24 protein-coding genes are annotated in these 23,245 nt (G+C 67.1%); 8 read left to right on the top strand and 16 right to left on the bottom strand.

The genetic code is table 11. From position 1 onward, the window contains the following. Nucleotides 1-3 precede the first annotated feature (3 nt). From AC3WOB_RS18665 to AC3WOB_RS18655, 3 genes are all read right to left on the bottom strand, one after another. Nucleotides 4-483 carry a GlcG/HbpS family heme-binding protein gene (locus tag AC3WOB_RS18665; RefSeq protein WP_013391063.1) on the bottom strand — a complete coding sequence of 160 codons (480 nt, stop codon included), beginning with the start codon at nt 481-483 and terminating at the stop codon, nt 4-6. Nucleotides 484-522: 39 nt separating this feature from the next. Continuing rightward, complete coding sequence (locus AC3WOB_RS18660) at nt 523-1,932, bottom strand: aldehyde dehydrogenase family protein (protein ID WP_049797894.1); 1,410 nt, start codon at nt 1,930-1,932, stop codon at nt 523-525. A gap of 232 nt (nt 1,933-2,164) precedes the next feature. Beyond that, nucleotides 2,165-3,697, bottom strand: a complete 1,533-nt coding sequence (locus AC3WOB_RS18655; protein WP_013391061.1) for a hypothetical protein — start codon at nt 3,695-3,697, stop codon at nt 2,165-2,167. Between the two features lie 229 nt (nt 3,698-3,926). On the opposite strand from AC3WOB_RS18655, the gene AC3WOB_RS18650 reads away from it, so the two are divergent. Next, a complete protein-coding gene (locus AC3WOB_RS18650; protein ID WP_013391060.1) occupies nt 3,927-4,670 on the top strand; it encodes a sulfite exporter TauE/SafE family protein in 744 nt (247 codons plus the stop codon). A 79-nt stretch (nt 4,671-4,749) separates the two neighbouring features. Next, complete coding sequence (locus AC3WOB_RS18645) at nt 4,750-5,469, top strand: GntR family transcriptional regulator (protein WP_013391059.1); 720 nt, start codon at nt 4,750-4,752, stop codon at nt 5,467-5,469. A 55-nt stretch (nt 5,470-5,524) separates the two neighbouring features. Here the strand turns inward: AC3WOB_RS18645 and AC3WOB_RS18640 are convergent, their stop codons facing one another. The 4 genes from AC3WOB_RS18640 to AC3WOB_RS18625 form a co-directional block, all read right to left on the bottom strand. Next, a complete protein-coding gene (locus tag AC3WOB_RS18640) occupies nt 5,525-5,875 on the bottom strand; it encodes a 2Fe-2S iron-sulfur cluster-binding protein (RefSeq protein WP_332011821.1) in 351 nt (116 codons plus the stop codon). Next, nucleotides 5,872-6,201, bottom strand: coding sequence for a ferredoxin (locus AC3WOB_RS18635; protein WP_492275833.1), 330 nt, complete (start codon nt 6,199-6,201; stop codon nt 5,872-5,874). Before AC3WOB_RS18635 ends, AC3WOB_RS18640 begins: the two co-directional genes overlap by 4 nt. A gap of 5 nt (nt 6,202-6,206) precedes the next feature. Next, nucleotides 6,207-6,506 carry a 2Fe-2S iron-sulfur cluster-binding protein gene (locus tag AC3WOB_RS18630; RefSeq protein WP_173144504.1) on the bottom strand — a complete coding sequence of 100 codons (300 nt, stop codon included), beginning with the start codon at nt 6,504-6,506 and terminating at the stop codon, nt 6,207-6,209. Between the two features lie 70 nt (nt 6,507-6,576). Continuing rightward, nucleotides 6,577-7,308 carry an iron-containing redox enzyme family protein gene (locus AC3WOB_RS18625; protein WP_492275832.1) on the bottom strand — a complete coding sequence of 244 codons (732 nt, stop codon included), beginning with the start codon at nt 7,306-7,308 and terminating at the stop codon, nt 6,577-6,579. A gap of 236 nt (nt 7,309-7,544) precedes the next feature. Here AC3WOB_RS18625 and AC3WOB_RS18620 point away from each other — a divergent pair, with 236 nt between their 5' ends. Further along, the gene (locus AC3WOB_RS18620; protein ID WP_013391054.1) at nt 7,545-7,760 is read left to right on the top strand and encodes a hypothetical protein; all 216 of its coding nucleotides are present in this window, start codon (nt 7,545-7,547) and stop codon (nt 7,758-7,760) included. A gap of 52 nt (nt 7,761-7,812) precedes the next feature. Here AC3WOB_RS18620 and AC3WOB_RS18615 read toward each other — a convergent pair whose 3' ends face one another. Beyond that, entirely contained in the window at nt 7,813-8,208 is a 396-nt protein-coding gene (locus AC3WOB_RS18615) for a DUF2809 domain-containing protein (protein WP_492275831.1), read from the bottom strand. 125 nt (nt 8,209-8,333) lie between these two features. Between AC3WOB_RS18615 and sorA the strand changes: the two genes are divergently transcribed. The 3 genes from sorA to AC3WOB_RS18600 all read left to right on the top strand — a co-directional run bounded on the left by sorA (nt 8,334) and on the right by AC3WOB_RS18600 (nt 11,762). Continuing rightward, nucleotides 8,334-9,569 (top strand): SorA family sulfite dehydrogenase catalytic subunit, encoded by a 1,236-nt coding sequence (gene sorA / locus AC3WOB_RS18610; RefSeq protein ID WP_332011826.1) that lies wholly within the window; start codon nt 8,334-8,336, stop codon nt 9,567-9,569. Nucleotides 9,570-9,579: 10 nt separating this feature from the next. Further along, nucleotides 9,580-9,924, top strand: a complete 345-nt coding sequence (sorB, locus tag AC3WOB_RS18605) for a SorB family sulfite dehydrogenase c-type cytochrome subunit (protein WP_492275830.1) — start codon at nt 9,580-9,582, stop codon at nt 9,922-9,924. A 146-nt stretch (nt 9,925-10,070) separates the two neighbouring features. Next, entirely contained in the window at nt 10,071-11,762 is a 1,692-nt protein-coding gene (locus AC3WOB_RS18600; protein WP_492275829.1) for an MFS transporter, read from the top strand. Here the strand turns inward: AC3WOB_RS18600 and AC3WOB_RS18595 are convergent. Further along, nucleotides 11,698-12,732 carry a tripartite tricarboxylate transporter substrate-binding protein gene (locus AC3WOB_RS18595; protein ID WP_492275828.1) on the bottom strand — a complete coding sequence of 345 codons (1,035 nt, stop codon included), beginning with the start codon at nt 12,730-12,732 and terminating at the stop codon, nt 11,698-11,700. The genes AC3WOB_RS18600 and AC3WOB_RS18595 overlap by 65 nt on opposite strands. A 184-nt stretch (nt 12,733-12,916) precedes the next feature. On the opposite strand from AC3WOB_RS18595, the gene AC3WOB_RS18590 reads away from it, so the two are divergent. After that, nucleotides 12,917-14,326 (top strand): MFS transporter, encoded by a 1,410-nt coding sequence (locus AC3WOB_RS18590; protein ID WP_492275827.1) that lies wholly within the window; start codon nt 12,917-12,919, stop codon nt 14,324-14,326. Nucleotides 14,327-14,333: 7 nt separating this feature from the next. On the opposite strand, the gene AC3WOB_RS18585 is transcribed toward AC3WOB_RS18590, so the two are convergent. The 7 genes from AC3WOB_RS18585 to hutC all read right to left on the bottom strand — a co-directional run bounded on the left by AC3WOB_RS18585 (nt 14,334) and on the right by hutC (nt 22,742). Beyond that, nucleotides 14,334-15,086, bottom strand: coding sequence for a carbon-nitrogen hydrolase family protein (locus tag AC3WOB_RS18585; protein ID WP_492275826.1), 753 nt, complete (start codon nt 15,084-15,086; stop codon nt 14,334-14,336). 146 nt (nt 15,087-15,232) lie between these two features. After that, complete coding sequence (gene hutI / locus AC3WOB_RS18580) at nt 15,233-16,450, bottom strand: imidazolonepropionase (protein WP_492275825.1); 1,218 nt, start codon at nt 16,448-16,450, stop codon at nt 15,233-15,235. 26 nt (nt 16,451-16,476) lie between these two features. Next, nucleotides 16,477-18,006: a histidine ammonia-lyase gene (gene hutH, locus AC3WOB_RS18575; RefSeq protein WP_492275824.1), complete on the bottom strand. Its 1,530-nt coding sequence runs from the start codon at nt 18,004-18,006 to the stop codon at nt 16,477-16,479. A gap of 27 nt (nt 18,007-18,033) precedes the next feature. Continuing rightward, complete coding sequence (locus tag AC3WOB_RS18570; RefSeq protein ID WP_492275823.1) at nt 18,034-19,461, bottom strand: purine-cytosine permease family protein; 1,428 nt, start codon at nt 19,459-19,461, stop codon at nt 18,034-18,036. A 72-nt stretch (nt 19,462-19,533) separates the two neighbouring features. Next, entirely contained in the window at nt 19,534-21,213 is a 1,680-nt protein-coding gene (gene hutU, locus AC3WOB_RS18565; RefSeq protein ID WP_492275822.1) for a urocanate hydratase, read from the bottom strand. A 180-nt stretch (nt 21,214-21,393) separates the two neighbouring features. Then, nucleotides 21,394-22,002, bottom strand: a complete 609-nt coding sequence (locus tag AC3WOB_RS18560) for a HutD/Ves family protein (protein WP_492275821.1) — start codon at nt 22,000-22,002, stop codon at nt 21,394-21,396. Next, on the bottom strand, nt 21,999-22,742 hold the full coding sequence (gene hutC, locus AC3WOB_RS18555; protein WP_013391041.1) for a histidine utilization transcriptional repressor HutC: 744 nt from the start codon (nt 22,740-22,742) through the stop codon (nt 21,999-22,001). The genes AC3WOB_RS18560 and hutC overlap by 4 nt, the downstream gene beginning before the upstream one ends. Before the next feature lie 199 nt (nt 22,743-22,941). Here hutC and AC3WOB_RS18550 point away from each other — a divergent pair, with 199 nt between their 5' ends. After that, nucleotides 22,942-23,232, top strand: a complete 291-nt coding sequence (locus AC3WOB_RS18550; RefSeq protein ID WP_041652083.1) for a metal-sensing transcriptional repressor — start codon at nt 22,942-22,944, stop codon at nt 23,230-23,232. The last annotated feature ends 13 nt before the right edge of the window (nt 23,233-23,245 follow it).

Genomic DNA, 23,245 nt, shown 5'->3' with positions numbered 1-23,245 from the left:
CGCTTATTTCTTGATGTCCGCCTCGACCAGCACCTTCATGCCGCGCGGCTCCAGCAGCGTCGCCAGGGCCGCCAAGGCGGCCAGGCCGGCCTTGGTGTCCTGTTCGCCATTGCCGCCGCTCAGGCCCACGCCGCCGATCACCTCGTTGTTCACCACGATGGGAAAGCCGCCGACGAATACGGCGAACTTGCCGTCGAAGCTCCACTGGATGCCGAAGGCTTCGTTGCCGGGCAGCGCCGGACCATTGGGCGGGGTGTTGAACAAGTGCGTGGAACGCTTGTGCCCGGCCGCCGTGAAGGCCTTGTTCCAGGCGATTTGCGGGCCGGTGATGCGGGCGCCGTCCATGCGCTCCAGCGCAATGGGATAGCCGCCGTCGTCGACGATGCAAATCGTCTCCAACACGCCGATCTCTTCCGATTTGGCGATGGCCGCGCGCACCATCACGCGCGCTTCTTCAAGTTCCAGACGATAGACCTGCTTCATGGGGATGACCTCCTCTGCTTGCGTTTAGGAACCGCGGCCTCAGCCGGCGCGGTAGACAGTCTTGATCTGCGTGTAAAACTCCAGCCCCACGCGTCCCGATTCGCGGAACGTGGAGGTGCTGGAATGCTTCAGCCCGCCGAACGGCGCGTTGATCAGGTTGCCGGTGGTGGTCCGGTTGATCTTGACCGTGCCGGCCTGGATGTCGCGGGCGAACCGGTGCGCGTAGCGCGCATCGGTGGTGGCGATGGCGGCCGACAGGCCATATTCGGTGTCGTTGGCTTTGGCAATGGCGTCCTCGTAGCCGTCCACCTCGATCAGCGCGATCACGGGCCCGAAGATCTCTTCCCGGGCGATGCGCATCTGCTGCGTAACGTCGGTGAACAACGCCGGCGACACGTAATACCCGCGCTCGAACCCGGCGCCCGTCAGGCGCTCGCCGCCGTACAGATGGGTGGCTTCCTGCTTGCCGACGGCCACATAGCCCAGCACGTTGTCCAGCTGCTTGGCGGTGGCCAGCGGCCCCAGGTCGAAGTTGCCGTCCAGGCCGTTGCCTATGGTCAGCGCCTTGATGCGGGCCAGCAGCTTGTCGGTGTAGGCCTGGCGCACGCGCTTGTCGACCAGCACCCGGCTGGTGCCGGTGCAGGCCTGGCCGCTCAGCGAGAATCCGCCCTTCACCGCCAGGTCCACGGCACGGTCCAGGTCGGCGTCCGCCAGCACGATCAGCGGATTCTTGCCGCCCAGCTCCATCTGCGTGCGGGTGGTCAGCCCAGCGGTCCGGTGGATCTGTTCGCCCGCGGCGGTGGAGCCGGTAAAGGAAATCGCCCGCACCGCGCGCGCGCCCGTAATGGCCTCGCCCACCGCGCCGGCCGGGCCGGTCAGGAAATTCAGCACCCCGGCCGGCAAGCCAGCCTGCACGAAAGCCTCGGCCAGCCGGTAGCCCGACATGGGCGCGTCGGACGAGGGCTTGAACACCACGGTGTTGCCCGTGATGAGCGCCGGGGCGATCTTGCGGGCGGGAATGGAAATGGGAAAGTTCCAGGGGGAAATCACCGTCACCACGCCCAGCGGTTCGCGCTGGCTGTAGACCACCATATCCGGATCGTCGTTGGGATAGGTTTCGCCCGTAAACGACTGCCCTTCCACCGCATAGAAGCGGATCGTCTGCGCCGAGCGCAGTACCTCGTCCTTGGCCAGGTTCAGGCTCTTGCCCTCTTCCCGGGTCAATTCGCGCGCGATGTCGTTGGCGTGGTCTTCCAGGTGCTGGGCCGCGCGGAACAGGATGGCGGCGCGCTTGGAAATCGGCGTATCGCGCCAACCGGCAAAGGCGGCTTCGGCGGCGGCCACCGCCTGGCGCGCATCCTCGGCGTCCGAGACCTGGAAACGGCCGACGATGTCGGCGGTATCTGCCGGGTTGATATTGGGCGCGGTCTTGCCGGTGCCGCTGGGCATCCAGCTGCCGCCGATGTGATTCAGGAATGTTTGCTGCGAGAGATCGTCCACGGGAGCGCTTCCTTGGTCTGCGCCCGGCTGGCCGCGAGTGCCTGAGCGGGCTGGCTTACTTATGAACATTGTATACTTTAATCAATATGGATCGATACGTGTAAACCCCTGCCCGGTATCGACCTCGCCCTTGGAAAAAAGGGTCCCCGCAGGGACCCCAAAGCAGCGCCACAAACAGGGTTCAACTCCAGATCAGCACCGCGCAGATCGTCGAAACGAACAGCGCCAGCAGCACCGGCAACAGCAGGGCGCGCACCAGCGACAACACGTTCACCCGCGCGAAGCCTGCCACCGCGATCAGCGAGGACCAGGCGATCAGCGTGCCGCCCCCGGTCCAGACCGCGCCCATCTGGCCCACCGCCGCCAGCGTCGCCGGGTCCACGCCCACCACCGGGCCCAGGGCGCCCGACAGCGTGCCGGTCAGGGGCAGGCCGGCAAAGCCGGAACCGTCGATGCCGGTGATCATGCCGACCAGCAGCACGCCAAAGGCCACCAGGAAGTGGTTTTCGGGGATCAGGTGCTGGCCGGCGGAAATCACCTCGAACAGCAGGCCCGGCGCCTGCGCCTGCGGCACGCCCAGGATCTGCGCGGCGGTTTCGTTGGCGCCCACGAAAAAGAAGCCGGCGATCGGCAGCACCGAACCCATGGCCTTGAAGGCGAACACAAAGCCGTCGGTGACGTGTTCCGGACAGACGTCCAGCATCTTGCGCGGGCCTTCCGCGGCCAGGGTCACCAGCATCATCACCACGAACGCCACGCCGCCCACCAGCGCCGCCGCGTCGCCGCCACGCAGCGCGGGCAGGGACGGGAACAGGCGCGGCAGCACCATGACGGCGATCACCGCCAGGAAGGCCAGCGGGGTCACGACCGCGAAGGTCTTGGACCAGCGCACTCGACGGCGCTCCTCGTCGCTCAGGGCCGGGCCGCTAGGCAGGGAGGGATCGGCGCCCATGGTGCCGCGGGCCAGTTCGGCCTTATCGAAAGAGCCAGACTGCTCAATGCGCGCCAGGCTGCCGTCCTGCGCGCGGGCCTGCCAGGCGGACAGCAGCGCCGCGTCGGCCGGCACGATGTGCTTGCGGATCAGCAGATAGGCGGCCACCAGCGCCACCCCGCCTGTGATCAGCGACAACACCAGCGCGCGGTCCGCGACCACGGCGGCGCTGACCGCCGCCCCCGCTGCTTTGGCGCTGATGCTGGGCGCCACGCCGATCACGTAGTCCGAGGACAAGGCCATGCCCTGGCCGGCGATGGCAATGGCCATGGCGCCCGCCAGCGGCGGCAGGCCTGCCGCGATGGCCGCGGGCAGCAGGATGGCGGACACCAGCGGCACCGCCGGCGTGGGCCAGAAGAACAGCGAGATCACGTAAGTACAGAGGGCGATGATCAGGAAGGACGAATGCCCGCCCCGCATGACGCGGCGAAACGGCTGCACCATGCGCACGTCCGCCTGCAAGGTCTTCAGCGCATTGAGCAGCGCCGTCATGAAGGTGATCACCAGAAAGATGTTGAACAGCTCCTTGGCCGCCACGAAGCTGGCCGAGAAGATGCCTATCAGGGCGCTGATCGGATTGCCCGTGATGGCAAGCACCACCAGAAAGGTGCCGATCACCGACGGCACCACCACATTGGCCCGCAAGATCATCGTCAGGATGATGGCGGCCACGCTGATCAGGTACATCCAGTGAGCAGCGTTGAGCACTACGTCCGCTTGCATGTGCTATTCCCCTTGTATGCGTGGCTGTCGTATCACCACATTCGGTATACTATATTTCGTTTGTAGCCATACCAATCGAAATATGCAGCGCCTAGGGAAAGCGATAATTCTGAAGAATCCATGAATATCGCCAGAAAATCAGGGGATTACCCTAGTTTTTGAAGCGCTTCATGAAATTCGGAAAAATCCTGGATAGACTATCGTATACATAGTAAGAACACATCCAGGCATGACATCTTCCCTGCCGTACCCCGATCTTCTCCAGTACGCCACCATGGCCGCCGTGGTGTTCGGCGCCGCGATCGCGCAGGGCGTGGGCGGCGTGGGCTTCGCCATGTTCGCGGCGCCGGTGGCGGCCATGTTCTTTCCCCAATTGGCGCCGGGGCCGCTGCTGACACTGGGCGGCTTCATTTCGCTCTTGACCGCGCTGCGCGAGCGCGCCGCCATCGACTGGCCCTCGGTGTCCTACGCGCTGGCGGGCCGCGCCGTCGGCACGCTGATCGCCATCTACGCCATGACGCGCTTCGCGCCGCAGGCGCTGGGCGTGCTATTTGCCGGGCTGATCCTGGTGGCCGTAGCGCTGAGCGCGGCGGGCCTGCACTTTTCCGCCACGCCCGGGCGCGTGTCCGGCGCGGGCGTGGCCTCCGGCATCATGGGCACCATGACCTCGGTGGGCGCGCCGCCCATTGCCATCGTGATGCAGCACGCGGCGCCGCCGCGCCTGCGCGCCACGCTGGGCATGGTGCTGTTCCTGGGCTCGATCTTCTCGCTGGCGATGCTGGCCTGGGCCAAGCGCTACACGGGCTATCACGCCGGGCTGGCGCTCAGCCTGGCGCCTTTCCTGCTGGCCGGTTTTGCGGTCTCCAACCGGTTGCGCCACCGCCTGCCCCCGCGTGCCGTGCGCGGCGTGCTGCTGGCGGTATGCGCCTTGGGCGCGCTGGGCGTGCTGGCCAAGGCTTTTTGGGGACACTGATGCGGTTCGCCCCCAAAGCCACGCAGCTACACCCGGTAATACAATGGAGACTGTATCCATTAAGCCGAACCTGCTCGCCATGACAACCTCACCCGTCAGCCCGCAAGCCGCAGAAACGCAGCACTCCGCCCCGCTGAAGATCGGCGAGCAGCATCCGCAGTTGTTCGCCGTCATCCGCGACAAGCTGCGCGAGCGCATCCTGAGCGGCGAATTCACGCCTGGCGATCGCCTGGTCGAAGGCCGCCTGTCCGAAGAAATGGGCGTGTCGCGCATCCCGGTGCGCGAGGCGCTGCGCGCCCTGGCTGCCGAAGGCCTGGTGACCATCGAGCCGCGCCGCGGCGCGTCCGTATCAGTGCTGTCCGACGCGGTCGCCTACGACATGGTGGAAGTGCGCGCCACGCTGGAAGGCCTGAACGCCAAGCTCGCGGCGCAGCGCCGCGACGAAAAGACCGTCGAGCGCCTGCAGGCTTTCCTGCGCGAAGGCACCGAAGCCGCCCGCAGCGAGCAGCTGGACAAGTTCCTGGCGCTGAACTCCCAGTTCCACGAAATGCTGGCCACCATCGGCGGCAACGTGGTGCTGACCGACCTGATGCGTTCGCTGCGCGACCGTACGGCGCTGCTGTTCGCGCCCAGCAACATGCTGCGCGCCAAACAGAACTGGGACGAGCATTCGCAGATTCTCAATGCGGTCATCGCCGGCAACGGCGATTTGGCGGCGCTGCTGGCCAGCCAGCACGTGCACAACGCCGCCAAGGCCTATACGGAAGCGCAGCAGCAGCCGCACGCATCGGTGGCCTGAGCCGGCCCGCGCATAAGCCGGTCCAGGCCCGCCGCGTCCTGGCGGGCAGCCGCCCTCAGGTCGCCGCTTCGACAGGATCGGACGCCGCGCCGACCACCACGCCCTTGCCGTTCTGGATCACCCACGAGACCTTCACGTCGCCATTGACGAAGGTCTGGCAAGCCATGCGGTAGCCGGCCTCGAAGTCCTCCGGGCGCAGATGCTTGCGCTCTTTCGGCTTGATGGCGTCGGTGTTTTCCAGCCCTTCCTCGATGCGGCACTTGCAGGTGCCGCACAGGCCGCCCCCGCACTTGAAGGGGATGCCGCCCTTTTCCTTGAGCGATACGCGCAGCAGATTGCTGTTTTCGGGCGCCGTGGCGACCATGCCGCCATTGGAAATGAATGTGATCTGGACCATATTGTTCAATGCTCCGCTGCGACCGCGCCTGGGCGCAGCGTCAAGGTCGATTCCATGCTGCCAAAACGCGTCAAATGGGCGAGCTCCTTGCGGGCCGCTTCCACCGACTCGAACTTCTCCAGGAATTTGGAAGGCACGCGGTTCACCACGTAAGGCGGGGTTTCCTCGGTGACGACCAGCTTGGTGTCGCCATGCAGGCGGGCGATGCAGTAGACCGCCAGCGCACGGCCATAGAAGGCGTAGTCGTAGGTTTCCAGGATGTCCACCGAGCCGTCGTCGGCTTCCGTGCGGAACACGCCGGGCTTGCTGGTCAGGATGACGTATACCGGGCCCATCGCCGCTATGCCTCCACGTCCTGGACCAGCTCGATGTCGCTGCTGAGCCAGAGCTGGCACGCCAGCCGGTAGCCCTGGTCGATGCGCTCGCCCAGCTGCTTCTTTTCCTTCCAGTTGACCGGCGGCAGATGCTCGGCCCCGGCCAGCACGCGGCAGGCGCACTTGGCGCACTTGCCCATGCCGCACTCGTAGCGCAGATGCGGATACGGAAACTGCTTGATGCCGGCCCGCACCACCAGGTTGGTGTTGTCCTTCACCACGTCGGTGTAGGTCTGGCCGCCCTTATGAAACACGATGGTAGGCATGGGTTTTCTGCTCTGGGATCTGCGGGCCGCGGCCGTCGGGCACAACGCACCGGACGGCCGCGCGATGTGCTCAGGCGGCAAGGCCCAGTTCGGGCAGCGTGATTTCCTGCTGCACGTAGTCGGTGTAGAGCGCGGTCGTGTACAGCAGCCGCATCTGGGCGCCGATCTCGCAGATCTTCAGGCAGCGCTGCTGCAGGTCCACCGTGTTGGCGTGCTCCAGCACGATCTGATAGCCGCGTTCGCCGTGGATTTCGTCGGACACGATGTGCAGGTCGAAGAATTCCACTTCCTCGTCGGTGAAGCCGTACTTCTCGCGCAGGGTCGGGGTCTGCTTGCGGTAAATCGACGGCACTTGCGATTCCAGGCCCACCACCAGCCCGGCCACCGCCACGATGGGATCCTCGCGCATGGCCACGGCGTAGCACCAGCTTTGCAGGGCGCGCGTGGTGGGCGACATGTTGTCGGGGTTGACGACCCGTTCGCGGGTGGTGCCGCAGGCTTCCGCAAAACGGATCAGCAGGTCCGTGTGGCGGTCACCGCCGATTTCCTCTTCATACATATTGGCCAGCAGAAAGTCCTTGGCCTCGGTGTACGTGTCGGGCGTGCGGGCGTAGAGATAGCCGAGGTAATCGGCGAACGGACCCACATAGTGATAGTGGTTCTCGGCCCAGCGCTGCAGGTGCTGCCGGCTCAGCTTGCCTTCTGCCCAGGCGATGGAAAAGGGAGAGGCGTTGGCGCTCTTGCCCTTGATCGCGTTTTCCAACGCGGTACGGAATTCATCTCGGTTCATCAGTTCAGCCATGACGCGCTCCAGGTCCAATGGTGAAGACTCCAGGCTGGTCTTAGCCCGGGCATGATGAACATTGTATACCGTCTACTATTTTGAACTGCTAGGGCAATCCCGAAGATCGGTGAAAGCTTGCTCAACAAACAGGGACAGTACTTATGGATCAATAACTTGGCGCTCACGCAGGGTGGTTGCCCGGATGAGCGCATTTGAGTACAATGAATACACTTTCAATGCAATACGGAAATACCATGAATACCCGCCACCCCCTGGGAGACGCCCCGATCGGCCAACAACTGCTGACGCACTACGCCCGCCGCGACGCCGTGCGCCACGCCACGCCGCTGTTTCCGTCGTCCTGGGCCGAACTCTTCGCGCCGTTCCGCAATGCCCGGCTGCAACCGCTGCGCGCGGCCAAGCCCGCCGCGCGCGCGCATGACGACGCGCCGGTCTGCCAGGCAGGCTGATTCCCGGGTGGAAAGCCTGGCGCTCGCGGCCAGGCGGAAAGACGAAAAGCGCTCAGGCGCCGCGCAACGCGGCGCCCCGCCACCGGTTCCAGGCGACCAGCGCCAGCACCAACACGAATCCCAGCGTGTAGGCCAGCATGTCCCACCAGTCGGGCACGCTGCCCAGGACGATGCGCAATAGCGGCTGCTCCAGCCGCCAGCCGAAATGCCGGGCCAGGTATTGGCCCAGTTCCACCGCGTAGCCGGTGAACAGCGCGGCCAGCGCCAGCGGCAGCACATCCGCGCGGATGAAGCTGCGATACACCAGATAGGCCCAGCCCACCGCCACCACGTCGCCCACGAAGCCCCGCAGCAAGGGATAGGGCGCGCCCAGGGTGGCGATCAGCGCTTCCAGCGCGGTTACGGCCAGCAGCGCGGCGAAGGCGCGCTTGTTGAATGTCAGGATCATCGAAGCGGAAAACGCGGAAATTGGAATGGGCAGCGCGGACGTTAACGCATTTGTCAGGCCGTGGCGCGTAGCCTCGTGTGAATGCGCCGGGGGCAGGGCGCTGACAAGAACGAGGAGACAGCAAGATGAGCACATTCGACCCGAATGGGCGCCGGCGCTTCCTGCGCCAGGCCTGTACGCTGGGCGCGACCGGCACGCTGGCCGGCCATGCGCTGACCAGCCTGGCGGCGCCGGCCACCGTCACCCTGCCGTTCGCCAATGGCGAGCGCGAGTTGATCGCCTATCCGCAAAAACGGCCCCTGATCCGCCAGACCTCGCGCCCGCCACAGCTGGAAACGCCGTTCTCGGTCTTCAACGAAAACGTCATCACGCCCAACGACGCCTTCTTCGTGCGCTATCACCTGGGCAACATCCCCACCGCGATCGACCTGAACACCTACCGCATCAAAGTGAGCGGCCTGGTCGACAAGCCCCTGGACCTGTCGCTGGCCGATCTGAAGCAGCAATTCGGCAAGCCGGTGGAACTGGTGGCGGTCACCCAGTGCTCGGGCAACAGCCGCGGCTTCTTCTTGCCGCGCGTGGGCGGCGGGCAGTCGGGCAACGGCGCCATGGGCAATGCCCGCTGGTTGGGGATCCCGCTCAAGCGCGTCCTGGAAAAGGCCGGCATCCGCGCCGATGCGCGCCAGATCTCATTCGAAGGCATGGACCGGCCGGTGCTGCCCGGCACGCCCGAGTTCGTCAAGGCGCTGGACGTCGCCCATGCGCTGGACGGCGAGGTCATGCTGGCCTACGCCATGAACGGCGCCGACCTGCCCATGCTCAACGGCTATCCCGTGCGTCTGGTGGTGCCGGGGTATTACGGCACCTACTGGGTCAAGCACCTGGCCGACATCAAGGTGCTGGACAAGGAGTTCGACGGCTTCTGGATGCAGAAGGCCTATCGCATTCCCGACAACGATTGCGCCTGCACCCCGCCGGGCAAGGCTCCGGAAAAGACCCGCCCCATCGGCCGCTACAACGTGCGCAGCTTCATCACCAGCTTGAGCGCGGGCGCGCGCGTCGCCCGCGGCAAGCCGGTGCAGGTGCGCGGCATCGCCTTCGACGGCGGCAAGGGCATACGCGAAGTCCAGTTCTCGTCCGACGACGGCAAGACCTGGCAGGCCGCCAAGCTGGGAAAGGACCTGGGCCGCTATTCCTTCCGCGAATGGCATGCCGACTTCACGCCCAAGGCCGCCGGCGACTACACGCTGAAGGTCCGCGCCACCAACATGGCCGGCGACACCCAGCCGCTGGACCCGCTGTGGAACCCGGCCGGCTACATGCGCAACGTGGTCGAAGCCGTCCGCGTCACCGCCGCCTGAGGAGAGCGCCATGAACCGCCATTTCCGTCGCTGCCTGCCGGCGCTTGCGCTGGCCTGCGCCTGTCTGTCCCCGGCCGCCCAGGCCCTGGAGATCAAGCTGCCCCAGGAAACCGCCACGCTGCACCCCGGCGCGGGCGCGGGCGCGCAGCACGCGGCCCTGTGCCTGATGTGCCATTCGGTCGACTACGTGTCGTCCCAGCCGCCCATGCCGTTGGGCTTCTGGGATGCCGAGGTCAAGAAGATGGTGGGCACCTACGGCGCCCCCATCCCCGCCGACCAGGTTCCGCTGATCGTGGAGTACCTGAATCAGGCTTATCCTCCGGCCCCGGCTGCGGCCCCCGCCGCCAAGCAGTAGGGCTGGCAAGCAGCAAGCTCCCTGGGCGGCGCACAGCCGCTCTGAGGGGCCGCGCGCGCTCCCATCGATCGCTGGCTTAGGCGTACCATTACCCGACCCAGACCACGCCCGACAGGAGCGCCCACCCGGCGCGCCGGAAGAACTCCATGCTGCAACCCGTTTCGGCCAACACCGATCTGCCCGCGGACGCGCCGGCCGCTCCCGCCCCCGTGCTGCAGGTGAGCACGCTATCCCCCTTCGCGTTTCCGGCCTTCCGCATCATCTGGATCGCCAACCTGTTCGCCAACCTGGGCACCTGGGCGCAATCCGTCGCCGCCGCGTGGATCATCACCACTGAGCAGAGCAGCCCGCTGATGGTCGCCATGATCCAGGTGGCCGCCGCCTTCCCGCTGGTGGCGCTGTCCATCCTGACCGGGGTGCTGGCGGACAACTACGACCGCCGCAAGGTCATGCTGACCGGCATGCTGCTGGAGCTGGCGGGCGGCGTCTTCATCACCATCCTGGCCTTCGCCGGGCTGCTGCATCCCATCACGCTGATCGCGTCCGTCTTCTGTATTGCCATCGGCAGCGCCATCGTCACGCCGGCCTGGCAGGCCGCCGTCGGCGAACAGGTGCCGCGCGCCCACGTCGGCAGCGCGGTGCTGCTGAACAGCGTCAACTTCAACGTGGCGCGCGCGGTCGGGCCGGCCATCGGCGGCCTGCTGCTGGGCGCCATGGGCGCGCCCTGGGTGTTCCTGCTGAACTGCTTCTGCTATGGCGGCCTGATCTGGGCCATCTGGCGCTGGAGGCGCGAGCTGCCGCTGCGCCGCCTGCCGCCCGAAGGCATCCTGGAAGGCGTGGTGGCGGCGCTGCGCTACACCCAGCATTCCACCGTGACGCGCGTGGTGATGCTGCGGTCCTTCGCTTTCGGGCTGTCCGCCAGCGCGCTGTGGGCATTGCTGCCGCTGCTGGCCCATGAACACGAAGGCGGCAGCGCACTGCTGTACGGCTACATGCTGGGCGCGCTGGGCCTGGGCGCCATCCTCGGCAGCGCCTTCGTGCGGCGGGTGCAGGCCGCCTGGGGCGCGGGCGGCCTGGTCAGCGTGGCCGCCGCGCTGCTGGCCGCGTGCCTGCTGGCGCTGGGCCTGACCGGCACCTTGTGGGTGGCCTTTCCGGCGCTGCTGCTGTCGGGCAGCTGCTGGATCGGGGTGCTGGCCACCTACAACACCACCGTCCAGATGCTGGTGCCCGACTGGGTCAAGGCGCGCGCGCTGGCGCTGTACCAGACGGCCATCTTCGGCGGCCTGGCGGCCGGGTCCTTCATGTGGGGCCACTTCGCCGGCACCATGGGCGTTTCCGGCGCCCTGGCCACCGCCGGCATCATGCTGGGCATCACCGTCGCGCTCATGTACCGCTCGCGCCTGCCCGAACACCTGGACACCTCATCGCTGGCGCGCGCCGACAGCACCGAGCCGACCATGGCCGCGGCCGGCTTCAATACGCAGCACGGCGCGGTGCTGGTCGCGGTCGAATACCTGATCGAGAAAGACAAGCTGTCCGCGCTGATCGGCGCGGCGCATCCGCTGCGGCTCATGCGGCTGCGCAACGGCGCGCAGCAGTGGCAGCTGTTCCGCGACCTGGAGCGCGAAGGGGTCTGGCGCGAAGTATTCCTGGTGGAAAGCTGGATGCAATACCTGCGCATGATCGACCGCATGACGCTGGAGGACAAGATGGTGCTGGACAAGGTGCGCGCGCTGCATGCCGGCGACAAGCCGCCGGTGGTGTCGCGCAACGTCAGCTATCTGGCGATGAACGAGGCGCAGGGCTTTTCGCTGCGACGCGACCCGGAGTCCCTGTAGCCGGCCGCGCCCGCCAGGCTTGGGCGCGTTCCGCCCAAGCCTGATGGACGGCGTCCATGTTGCGCGCCAGGGTGGCCGCATCGCCGAACCTCACCCGCGAGCCCTGCAAGCGCAGTTGCGCGACAACCTCTTCGGATTCGAGCGCCTGCGCCACCTGCTGCTGCAATTGCTCGATGCGGGCCGGCGCCACGCCGCGCGGCGCGAACAGGCCGGCCACGCCGCCGCGCTCCAGCCCGGCCACGCCTTGTTCGGCGAAGGTGGCAACGTCAGCCACATCCGGATGCCGGGCGGAACCCGAGATCGCCAGGAGACGCAGCCGCCCTGCACGCACAGGGTCCAGCAATTCGGCCAGGGAGGTCAGGCCCAGCGCCAGATAACCTCCCTGCAGATCAGTCACCAGCGGCGCGCCGCCCCCGTATGGGATCGCAGTCGCCACCACGCCCAGATGAGCATCCAGCAATTCCAGGGCAAGCTCCGGCACACTGCCGGGCGCCGGCACCCCCACGAACAGCGCATCCTGGTGCGCGCGCAGGTCGTTCAGGCTGCGCAGAGGCGAATCCGCCCTGACCGCCAGCGCCATGGCGGCCTGGTCCGTCATCTGCGCCACGGCGGCGAAATCGCCCGGCGAGGCATAACCGGCCTGCTTCGCAATATGCGGCACGATGGCCAGCGCGTGGTCATTGGTGAACAGCAGGGTGTGTCCATCCGGCCGCGCGGCCAACAGCTCCTGCGCCGCCAGCATGCCGCCCGCGCCGGGCCGGTTCTCGACCAGCACCACTTCGCCCAGGCCGGCCTCCAGCTGCCGCGCCAGCAGACGGGCGATCACATCCACCCCGCCCCCCGGCGGGAAGCCAACCAGGATGCGCGTCAAGGGCGTGGCGCGCAAACGCCCTGCCACTGCGGCGCCCAGGGCGCCCAGCGCGAACGCCGACAAGAGCCTGCGGCGGCGCCGGGATACGGCAAATTGCATGTTTCGATGACTCCTCGCGGATGCGGACCGGCTCCGCGCAAGGCGGCAGGATAAGGAGAAAAATCCCGCAAGGAAAGCCGGTCGCTTCGGAGGCCCGCCAGCCGCGTTTCTTAACACGTTCTAGAATCAGTGATCGCGGCGCGCCGGCCCTCTGCCCGGACGCCTAGCCCCAGTGGTCCCGCACATGCTCTCGTTTTCCCGCCATACCGTCTACCCGGCCGGCGTCGGCCTGCCGGCTTCCGAACGCCCGGGCGCGCTCCTCGCCGTCATGCTGGCGCTATGCATGGCCAGCCTGGACACCGCCATCGCCAACACGGCGCTGCCTACGATTGCGCGCGACCTGCAGGCCAGCGACGCGGGCTCCATCTGGATCGTCAGCGGCTATCAGCTGGCCATGGTGGCGGGCCTGCTGCCGGCCGCCGCCCTGGGCGAGATCCTGGGCCACCGGCGCGTCTACATCGTGGGGCTGGCGATCTTCATCCTGTCTTCGCTGGCCAGCGGCCTGGCGCCGTCCTTGCCCACGCTGGTGACGGCGCGGGTGCTACAGGGCCTGGGCGCGGCCGGCGTCATGAGCGTCAACGGCGCCCTGCTGCGCTTCATCTACCCCTCGCGCCTGCTGGGCCGCGGCCTGGGACTGAATGCCATGGTGGTGGGCATCGCCTTCGCGGCAGGGCCCACCGTGGCCTCGACCATCCTGCTGCTGGGATCCTGGCACTGGCTGTTCCTGATCAACGTGCCCATCGGCCTGCTGGCGTTCGCGCTGGGCCTGCGCAAGCTGCCCGAAACCGTGCGCGCGCCGCATCGCTTCGACGGGCTGGCAGCGGCGCTATGCGCCCTGACGCTGGGCTTGTTCGTACTGGGCGCGAACGAACTGGCGCACGCCGCCCCCCTGCCGCGCGTAGCGCTGGAATGGGGCGTCGCCGCGGCCAGCCTGTGGCTGCTGATGCGCCGGCAGGCGGGCCATCCCGCGCCCATCCTGGCGGTGGACCTGCTGCGCCGGCCCTTGTTCGCCTTGTCCGCCGCCACCGCCGTCTGCGCCTTCGCAGCCCAGGCGCTGGCTTTCGTGTCGCTGCCGTTCATGCTTCAGACCATGCTGGGCTACAGCCAGGTGCAGACCGGCTTTCTCATCACGCCCTGGGCGGTGGTGGTGGCGATCATGGCGCCCATCGCCGGACGGCTGTCCGACCGTTATGCGGCCGGCGCGCTGGGCGGCGTGGGCCTGGCGCTGCTGGCGCTGGGCATGGCGGCGCTGGCGCTGATGCCGGCTTCGCCTTCGGTGTGGGACATCTGCTGGCGCATGGCCATCTGCGGTGCCGGATTCGGCTTCTTCCAATCGCCCAACCTGCGCGCCATCATGATGTCAGCGCCGGCCTCGCGAGCCGGCGGCGCCAGCGGCATGATAGGAACGGTGCGGCTCTTGGGACAGTCCTCGGGCGCGGCCCTGGTGGCCGCCTGTTTCAATGTTTCCAGCACCCACGGCGCCATCGCCGCGCTGTGGCTGGGTTGCGGCTGCGCCGCACTGGCCTGCGTCGCCAGCTTTTCGCGGCTGCGCTTTGACGCGACCGAGCCGGCGCAGGCCGGCTCGACGCGCTAGCGCCGCGCTACTCGCGGACGTAGCACGGGTATAGCGACTTCTGCGCGCGCGCACGGGCCGGATCCACCTCGATCGCCACGATGGATTCGGTATCGCTGGATTGCGCCAGGGGTTCGCCATCGGGCTGGAAGGCGAACGCCGTTCCCCCGAATACCTGTCCCGACGCCGTGCGCCCCGCGCGGTTCGAACTGACCACATAGCAGCCCGACACCAGCGCCGCCATCGCGCCCGCCGTCAGCCACCGGCGCGTCGACGCGCTGCTGGCGCGCGGCGCCACGATCAACTCCGCGCCCGCACGCCCATAGGCGCGCGCGCGCTCGTTGAACATCAGTTCAGTGCACAGCTGCACCCCCAGGCGTATGCCGCCCACCTCGAATACCTCGAAACCGTCCATGGCGGAATGGAACCAGGTCGCTTCGAAATAGCCCGGTTCCTCCGGAAAGTACTGTTTGTGATGCAAGCGCGTGTAGCGGCCGTCCTGCAGGGCAAACGCCTCGTTCGCCAGCTTTGCGCCCGCGTGCACCGGCCGCGACGACACGAGAGCCGGCACCCCCAGCGCGGCCAGAGCGTCCAGGCCGGCCTCATGGATGCGCACCGAATCCGCCGCGCGCGCGGCGTCGTACTGAGGATCCGCGGCCAGCCAGGGCCCGAACGGCATTTCATTGGTCACCAGCAGGTCCGGTGCTAGTTCGCCTATGCGTTCGGCCATGCCTTCCCACGTCGCACCTGTGGGCTCCAGATCAGCCGGTCCTTCCATCATGCATATCCGCATACCCACACCCAATCCGATCGCGCGTCCCGGGATGGGCGCGTCATGCACGCATGGTAGACCGCCTGTCGCGGTTGCGAACGCGGACCGGCTCAAACCGTCCGTTGCGGGCGCGATCCTGTCCGGATCTGCCTGGGTCAGGCCAGCGTTGCGGCGTCGACCAGCGCACCGTGCCGGACCACCCGCTTGGGCAGGTCGCCGCCTATCCAGTAGGCCAGCTCGGATGGGTGCTGCACTTCCCAGGCGACGAAGTCCGCGTACTTGCCCGCTTCCAGCGTGCCATGCGTGGCCTGCAGGCCCAGCGCCTTCGCCGCGTGCGTGGTCGCCCCGGCCAGCGCCTCTTCGGGCGTCAACCGGAACAGCGTGCAGGCCATGCTCAACATCAGCCGAAGCGACAGCACGGGCGAAGTGCCGGGATTCAGGTCGCTGGAGATGGCGATGGGCACGCCATGGCGGCGCAACAGGTCGATGGGAGGAAGCTTGGTCTCGCGCAGGGCGTAGAACGCGCCGGGCAGCAGCACCGCCACCGTGCCGGCCCCCGCCATCGCCAGTACATCGCTTTCGGTCAGGTGTTCCAGGTGGTCTGCCGACCAGGCGCCATAACGTGCGGCCAGGGTCGCGCCGTGCAGCGGCGACAACTGTTCGGCGTGCAGCTTCACCGGCAGGCCCAGTTCGCGCGCGGCCTGGAACACGCGCTCGACCTGGTCCGGCGTGAATGCCAGATGCTCGCAGAACGCATCCACCGCGTCGATCAGGCCCTCGGCCGCCAATACCGGCAACATGCGGCGCGCGACTTCGTCGATGTAGTCGTCCGCGCGCCCCGCGTATTCCGGCGGTAGCGCGTGCGCGGCCAGACAGGTCGCGCTGACGGTCAGCGGCAGCATCTGACCCAGGCGCCGCGCCACCCTGAGCATCTTGCGCTCGTTAGGCAGATCCAGGCCATAACCGGACTTCACCTCCAGCGTGGTCACGCCGTCGCGCATCAGGTGCAAGGCCCGCTGGCGCGCGCTGGCGTAGAGCTCGTCTTCGCTGGCGGCGCGGGTGGCGCGCACGGTGCTGGCGATGCCGCCGCCTTGCGCGGCAATGGTCGAGTAGTCCACGCCTTGCAGGCGCTGCTCGAACTCCTGACTGCGGTTGCCGCCGAACACCAGATGGGTGTGGCAGTCGATCAGGCCGGGCGTCAGCCAGGCGCCGCCCAGGTCGTGCTCGCGCGCGGCGTCGGCCGGCGGCAATTGCGCCTCGGGGCCGATCCACTCGATGCGATCATCCCGCGTCACCACCGCGGCCCGTTCGATCACGGAATACTGGCCTTGGGCCATGGTGGCCGCGTGGCAATTGCGCCAGACCTGTCTCATGCATTTGCTCCTGTTGCGCGCCGGCTTCAAAGACTGGGCAGCAGGCCCGCCGGCACCAGCGCCGTCAGCCCGCGCGCCGCGATAAGCTGGCTGGCCGCCTCGATGTCGGGCGCGAAGAACCGGTCCCGTTCGTAGTGCGCCACTTTCTCGCGCAACAGGCTGCGGGCGCGCTCCAGCTTGGGCGCGGTCTTCAGGCCCTGGCGGAAATCCAGGCCCTGGCAGGCGCCGAGCCACTCGATCGCCAGAATGTCGCGCACGTTCTCGGCCATGGGCCAGAGCCGCTTGCCGGCATTGGGCGCCATGGACACATGGTCTTCCTGGTTGGCCGAGGTGGGCAGACTGTCCACGCTGGCGGGGTGCGCCAGCGCCTTGTTGTCGCTGGCCAGCGCCGCCGCAGTCACCTGGGCGATCATGAAGCCCGAGTTGACGCCGCCGTTGCTCACCAGGAACGGCGGCAGTTGCGACATGTGCTTGTCCATCATCAGCGAGATGCGGCGTTCCGATAGCGCGCCGATCTCGGCCAGCGCCAGCGCCAGATTATCGGCCACCAGCGCCACAGGTTCGGCATGGAAGTTGCCCCCCGAAACCACGTCTCCCTGTTCCGCGAACACCAGCGGATTGTCGGAGACCGCATTGGACTCGATCTCCAGCACCTGCGCCACATGGCGTATCTGCGTCAGGCAGGCGCCCATCACCTGCGGCTGGCAACGCAGCGAATAGGGATCCTGCACCTTGTCGCAGTTCACGTGCGAATGGCCGACCTCGCTGTCCTCGGTCAACAGGTCGCGGTACACGGCGGCCACGTCGATCTGACCTGGCTGACCACGCGCGGCGTGGATGCGGGCGTCGAACGGCGCGCGCGAGGCCAGCATGGCCTCCACGCTGAGGCTGCCGCAAACCAGCGCAGCCGCCAACAGGTCCTCGGCCTCGAACAGGCCGCGCAGCGCATAGGCCGTCGAAACCTGGGTGCCGTTGAGCAGCGCCAGGCCTTCCTTGGCCGCCAGCGTCAGGGGCTCCAGCCCCGCCTGGGCCAGCGCTTCGCGCGCGGGCAGCCAGGCGCCGCGATGGCGCGCCTTGCTCTCGCCCAGCAACAGCAGCGACATATGCGCCAGCGGCGCGAGGTCACCCGACGCGCCCACCGATCCCTTCAACGGAATATGCGGATAGACCTCGGCATTGACCAGCGCGATCAGCGCGTCGATGACCTTGCGGCGGATGCCCGAATAGCCTCGCGCCAGGCTGTTGATCTTCAGCACCATGATCAGCCGCACCATCGCGTCGTCCAGCGCCTCGCCGACCCCGGCCGCGTGCGACAGCACCAACGAACTCTGCAAGGACTCCAGGTCCTCGCGGGCGATCCGGGTGGCGGCCAGCAGGCCGAAGCCGGTGTTGATGCCGTAGGCCGTGCGGCCTTCGGCGATGATGCGCTCGACGCAGGCCACGCTGGCCTCGATAGGCCCGGCCGCTGCCGGGTCCAGCGTCACGCGCGCCGGCTGTTGATAGACGCGCCGCAAGTCGGCCAGCGTCATGAGGCCGGGTTTCAGATGCAATTCCATTGTGGGTCTCCTAGGCACGTTCCGGCGTCATGGCGTGGGGGTCGATATCGGCGCGCGGGCGGCGCCGCGATGTTGTGGCGGGGCTTCCCGGCGCGCGAACAGGTAATACAGGATGCTGGGCACGACCAGTCCGATGATCCACGAGATATCCACCCCGCCCAGGCGCTCGACCATCGGACCAGTGTAGAGCTTGGTGGAAATGAAGGGCATCTGCACCAGCACCCCGAACACATAGACCAGGATGCCCGGCCAGTTCCAGCGGCCATAGCGGCCGTTCGGATCCGACAGCGCCGCTACGTCGTATTGCCCGCGGCTGACGAAGTAATAGTCCACCAGGTTGACCGCGCTCCATGGCACGAAGAACGCCAGCAGAAAGAGAATGAAGGACTTGAAGGCGTTCAGGAAGGAATGCTGCCCGATCAACGCCACGGCCGTGGCCGCGGCGACGATGACCAGCACCAGCAGCGCGCGCTGCCGGCGGGAAATCTCCACATGCCCGCGAAAGCCGCTGGCGATGGTCGCGATGCACATGAAGCTGCCATACGAGTTCAACGTGGAAATCGTGACCTTGCCGAACGCGATGGTGAAGTACAGCAACGCCGCCATGGTTCCCGTGCCGCCCAGTCCCACGATGTAGGCAACCTCGCGCCCGGCGAACTGGCCGGCCGCCATGGCCGCGGCCAGCACACCCAGCACCATGGCGATCTGCGCGCCCAGCACGGAACCCAGACCCACCGCCAGGAAGGTCTTGAAGGAAGAGGTCCGGCTCGGCAGATAGCGCGAGTAATCCGCCACATAGGGGCCGTAGGCGATCTGCCACGAGGCCGCCAGGGACACCGCCAGCAGGAAGGAGCTCCATGTGAAATGGCGGATCTGCAGCAGCTGACCCACGTCGCCCAGCGCGATCACCCGGCTGAAAAGGTAAAAGAAGGCGATGATGCCCAGCACGGTCGCGATGCGCCCGATGATGTGGATCACCTGGTAACCGAACAGCGTCGCCGCCACGATCACCGCCGCGAAGATCAGGATGCCGACGGTATCGCTCACGCCGAACAACTGGCCCAGGGCCTGTCCCGACAGCACCGTGCCCGTGGCCGTGAATCCCAGGTACATCAGGCACACCAGCGCGATGGGTATGGCAGCGCCGTAGACGCCAAACTGCACGCGGCTGGAGATCATCTGCGGCAGCCCCAGCTTGGGCCCCTGGGCCGCATGCAGCGCCATGACTGCGCCGCCGAAGATTTGTCCGACGAACAACCCGATCAACGACCAGAACACGTCTCCTCCCAGCACCACGGCCAGCGCCCCGGTGATGATGGCGGTGATCTGCAGATTGGCGCCCATCCATAGCGTGAACTGGCTGTAGAGCTTGCCGTGGCGCTCGTCTTCGGGAATGAAATCTATCGAGCGCCGCTCGATGAGCGGCCCTCTTGCTGCCTGGCTGTCCTGAGTCATCGTGTTGTCTCGGTCATGGCTAGTCTACGGTCGCGGGCGCAACAGCAACCCGCTGGTATGGGCGGCTTAGTATCAGCGCTTGCCCGCAAGCATGGGCAGGTTCAGGCTCTGCTCCTTGGCGCACTCGATGGCCTCTTCGTAGCCGGCATCGGCATGGCGCATGACGCCCGTTCCCGGATCGTTGGTCAGCACGCGGCCAATGCGCGCGGCGGCCTCGTCCGTGCCGTCGCACACGATGACCATGCCGGCATGCTGCGAGAAGCCCATGCCCACGCCGCCGCCATGGTGCAGCGACACCCAGGTGGCGCCGCTGGCGGTGTTCAGCAGCGCATTCAGCAGGGGCCAGTCGGACACGGCGTCCGAGCCGTCGCGCATGGATTCGGTTTCGCGGTTGGGGCTGGCGACGGAGCCCGAATCCAGGTGATCGCGGCCGATGACGATGGGCGCCGACAGCTCGCCCGAGCGCACCATTTCATTGAACGCCAGGCCCAGCTTGGCGCGTTGGCCCAGGCCCACCCAGCAGATGCGCGCCGGCAAGCCCTGGAAGCTGATGCGCTCGCGCGCCATGTCCAGCCAGCGGTGCAGATGCGCATCGTCGGGGATCAGTTCCTTGACCTTGGCGTCGGTCTTGTAGATGTCTTGCGGATCGCCCGACAGCGCGGCCCAGCGGAACGGGCCCACGCCGCGGCAGAACAGCGGCCGGATGTAGGCCGGCACGAAACCGGGAAAATCGAACGCGTCGGCCACGCCTTCTTCCTTGGCCATCTGTCGGATGTTGTTGCCGTAGTCGAAGGTGGGGATGCCCAGGCGCTGGAACGCCAGCATGGCCTGCACGTGCACGGCCATCGATTGCTTGGCGGCCTTGATGACGGCGGCCGGTTCGCGCTTGGCGCGGGCGCGGTAGTCCTGCCAGGTCCAGCCCGCCGGCAGGTAGCCGTTCAGCGGATCGTGCGCGCTGGTCTGGTCCGTGACCATGTCGGGGCGTACGCCGCGGCGCACCAGCTCGGGCAGCACCTCGGCGGCGTTGCCGCACAGGGCGATGGAAACGGCGCGGCCTTCCTGCGTGTATTTGGCGATGCGCGCCAGCGCGTCGTCCAGGTCGCGGGCCTGCTCGTCCACGTAGCGGGTGCGCAGGCGGAAGTCGATGCTGGCCTGCTGGCATTCGATGTTCAGCGAGCAGGCGCCGGCCAGCGTGGCCGCCAGCGGCTGCGCGCCGCCCATGCCGCCCAGGCCCGCGGTCAGCACCCAACGGCCTTTGAGGTTGCCGTCGTAGTGCTGGCGGCCCGCCTCGACAAAGGTCTCGTAGGTGCCCTGCACGATGCCCTGGCTGCCGATGTAGATCCAGCTGCCCGCAGTCATCTGGCCGTACATGGCCAGGCCCTTGGCGTCCAGTTCGTTGAAGTGTTCCCAGGTGGCCCAATGCGGCACCAGATTGGAATTGGCGATCAGCACGCGCGGCGCGTTGGCGTGGGTCTTGAAGACCCCGACGGGCTTGCCCGACTGCACCAGCAGGGTTTCGTCCTCGTTCAGGTTCTTGAGCGACTCGACGATCTTGTCGTAGCAGTCCCAGTCGCGCGCGGCGCGGCCGATGCCGCCGTAGACCACCAGTTCCTTGGGGTTCTCGGCCACGTCGGGGTCCAGATTGTTCATCAGCATGCGCAAGGGGGCTTCGGTCAGCCAGCTCTTGGCGTTCAATTGCTTGCCGCGGGGCGCGCGGATGACGACATCGCGGTATCGGTTCGAGTTGTCCAAGAGGCTCTCCTTGATCGGTTCGGCTGCGCGCCCGATACGGGCGCCGCGCATGCCGTCATCATAGGATGCCTATGCTTGTATATACAAGCTAGCAAGAGTCGAATTTTTATCAGGGATTACCCGTAATAAAAAAGCCGGAACGAGCGTCCCGGCTTTGCTTCGAAACAGCCCAATACAGCACTACATCGCGGCGGCGCGCGGCAGCAGCTCGATCACGCAGGCGTCCAGCGGCGCATCGGCTTGCAGCCGGTACTCGACCAGGCCGTCCGTGGAGACGGCGTGCAGGCAGTCGTAGCGCGCCGGCAGCGCGTGCGGCGCGCCATTGATGCGCACCGTGAGAACACCGCCGGCGGTCATCACCAGCACGTCGCGCGCGGCGCTGTGAAAGGTCCACGGTCCCGCGCCCGCCACCCATTGCAACCGCGCATGCCAGCGCGCGGGCGCATAGATCAGGTTGAAGTCGCGTATCGGTCCGTCCAACAAGCGGCACTGCACCCGCGCGTCGCCCGCAAAGGCATAAGCCTGGCGCGGCCCGAGCGGCGCCTGCTCGCTGCCGTCCACGGTCAGCTGGATGCCCTGGCCTTCCAGCACGGTGATGATGCGCTGACAACCCGTGAAAGCCGAAAAGCCGCCGTCCTGGGCCACATCGGCGATGGACAGGCGCCAATCGAACGCAGCGGCGCTGCCGCCCGGGTTGCAGGCGACTTCCTGCGTGGTGCCGCCGCCGTTGCGCCAGGGCATGCGCGGATAGTCGGCAGCGCGGTAAAGATGGACTTCAGGTTGCGTCATGAGGTGAACTTGCCTTCCAGGCGATGCCGGGAACCGGGATGAATCAAACGGGCCAGCGTGACGGCATGGTCGCCGGACCAGGTGCGGCGGCTGATCAGCAGACAGGGCTCATCGCGCTCGATCTGCAGCAACTGACATTCGCGCGGCTTGGCCAGGATGGCTTCGACCACATGTTCGCCTTCGCTCAGCGGCGCCACGCGCGTCAGGTATTCGTATGGCGTGCTTTGCGTGAAATCCTGCTTGAGATAGTCCGGCGCCAACCGCACATTCACATAGCGATCCTCCAGCTGGATCGGCACGTCGTCTTCATAGTGGACGATGATCGAGTGATACACCGGCTGCCCCGCGCGGATGTCCAGCGCCAGCGCCTGCTCGGCGCCCGCGGGCTCCTCGGCCAGCCGGACCACGCGGCTGTGGTGGCGATGCTTGCGCGCCGCGATCTCGTCGGCAATGTTGTTGACGGCAAACAGCGCCGAGCGCGCCTTGGGCTGGGCCACGAAGGTGCCCACGCCCTGCATGCGCACCAGCAGCCCCTCGGCCGTCAACTCGCGCAGGGCGCGGTTGATGGTCATGCGGCTGAACCCCAGCTCATCGACCAGTTCGCTTTCCGAGGGCACCCGGTAGTGTTCTGGCCATGCGCCGCTGCGGATCTGCTGCGCGATCATCTGCTTGACCTGCGCATAGAGCGGAGCAGGGGGAGCATTGGCTTGGATGGGCAATTTGGGAGGGTTCGAGGCCACGGAAAATCCTGTAGTGCGGCGCGGGGCGGCCGGTAGCGGACAGCGCCTAGTATAGACAGGTACAGATTGCTTGCGCCGCGGCGCCGCGCGAGCCGCAGCCGCTGGCGGCCCTATGCATGGACCGCCGCGCCGGAGTATGTTGGTAGACGGGAGCCGCCAGATTCCCTATACTCCCCCCCTGTATTTATCGGAGCCTGCCGTGCCGCACTCCCCGGAAGAGAAAAAACGCGTCGTCACCCGCTTGCGACGCATCCAGGGCCAGGCGCTGGCGCTGGAGCGGGCCGTGAACGAAGGCACGGAATGCGGCGCGTTGCTGCAGCAGCTGGCCGCCTTGCGCGGCGCCGCCACCGGCCTGATGGCCGAGGTGCTGGAAAGCCATCTGCGTGAAACCTTCCTCCAATCCGCCCAGGGCGGTCGCCAGGACGCCACGATCGAACCCGAAGCGGAGATCGACCTCTTGATGCGCCTGGTCCGTTCCTACTTGAAATAACGCTATCTGACAT

This window comes from Achromobacter sp. FW305-C-30-7 (genome assembly GCF_058783105.1).
Note: the sequence above shows the minus strand (reverse complement) of the source record. Positions and strands in the feature narration are given on the sequence as shown.

Bases quoted from the DNA above. Each gene is read 5' to 3' on its own strand.
- AC3WOB_RS18665 (WP_013391063.1), bottom strand. From the start codon at position 483: ATGAAGCAGGTCTATCGTCTGGAACTTGAAGAAGCGCGCGTGATGGTG.
- AC3WOB_RS18660 (WP_049797894.1), bottom strand. From the start codon at position 1,932: ATGCCCAGCGGCACCGGCAAGACCGCGCCCAATATCAACCCGGCAGAT.
- AC3WOB_RS18655 (WP_013391061.1), bottom strand. From the start codon at position 3,697: ATGCAAGCGGACGTAGTGCTCAACGCTGCTCACTGGATGTACCTGATC.
- AC3WOB_RS18650 (WP_013391060.1), top strand. From the start codon at position 3,927: ATGACATCTTCCCTGCCGTACCCCGATCTTCTCCAGTACGCCACCATG.
- AC3WOB_RS18645 (WP_013391059.1), top strand. From the start codon at position 4,750: ATGACAACCTCACCCGTCAGCCCGCAAGCCGCAGAAACGCAGCACTCC.
- AC3WOB_RS18635 (WP_492275833.1), bottom strand. From the start codon at position 6,201: ATGGGCCCGGTATACGTCATCCTGACCAGCAAGCCCGGCGTGTTCCGC.
- AC3WOB_RS18630 (WP_173144504.1), bottom strand. From the start codon at position 6,506: ATGCCTACCATCGTGTTTCATAAGGGCGGCCAGACCTACACCGACGTG.
- AC3WOB_RS18625 (WP_492275832.1), bottom strand. From the start codon at position 7,308: ATGGCTGAACTGATGAACCGAGATGAATTCCGTACCGCGTTGGAAAAC.
- AC3WOB_RS18620 (WP_013391054.1), top strand. From the start codon at position 7,545: ATGAATACCCGCCACCCCCTGGGAGACGCCCCGATCGGCCAACAACTG.
- AC3WOB_RS18615 (WP_492275831.1), bottom strand. From the start codon at position 8,208: ATGATCCTGACATTCAACAAGCGCGCCTTCGCCGCGCTGCTGGCCGTA.
- sorA (WP_332011826.1), top strand. From the start codon at position 8,334: ATGAGCACATTCGACCCGAATGGGCGCCGGCGCTTCCTGCGCCAGGCC.
- sorB (WP_492275830.1), top strand. From the start codon at position 9,580: ATGAACCGCCATTTCCGTCGCTGCCTGCCGGCGCTTGCGCTGGCCTGC.
- AC3WOB_RS18600 (WP_492275829.1), top strand. From the start codon at position 10,071: ATGCTGCAACCCGTTTCGGCCAACACCGATCTGCCCGCGGACGCGCCG.
- AC3WOB_RS18595 (WP_492275828.1), bottom strand. From the start codon at position 12,732: ATGCAATTTGCCGTATCCCGGCGCCGCCGCAGGCTCTTGTCGGCGTTC.
- AC3WOB_RS18590 (WP_492275827.1), top strand. From the start codon at position 12,917: ATGCTCTCGTTTTCCCGCCATACCGTCTACCCGGCCGGCGTCGGCCTG.
- AC3WOB_RS18585 (WP_492275826.1), bottom strand. From the start codon at position 15,086: ATGATGGAAGGACCGGCTGATCTGGAGCCCACAGGTGCGACGTGGGAA.
- hutI (WP_492275825.1), bottom strand. From the start codon at position 16,450: ATGAGACAGGTCTGGCGCAATTGCCACGCGGCCACCATGGCCCAAGGC.
- hutH (WP_492275824.1), bottom strand. From the start codon at position 18,006: ATGGAATTGCATCTGAAACCCGGCCTCATGACGCTGGCCGACTTGCGG.
- AC3WOB_RS18570 (WP_492275823.1), bottom strand. From the start codon at position 19,461: ATGACTCAGGACAGCCAGGCAGCAAGAGGGCCGCTCATCGAGCGGCGC.
- AC3WOB_RS18560 (WP_492275821.1), bottom strand. From the start codon at position 22,002: ATGACGCAACCTGAAGTCCATCTTTACCGCGCTGCCGACTATCCGCGC.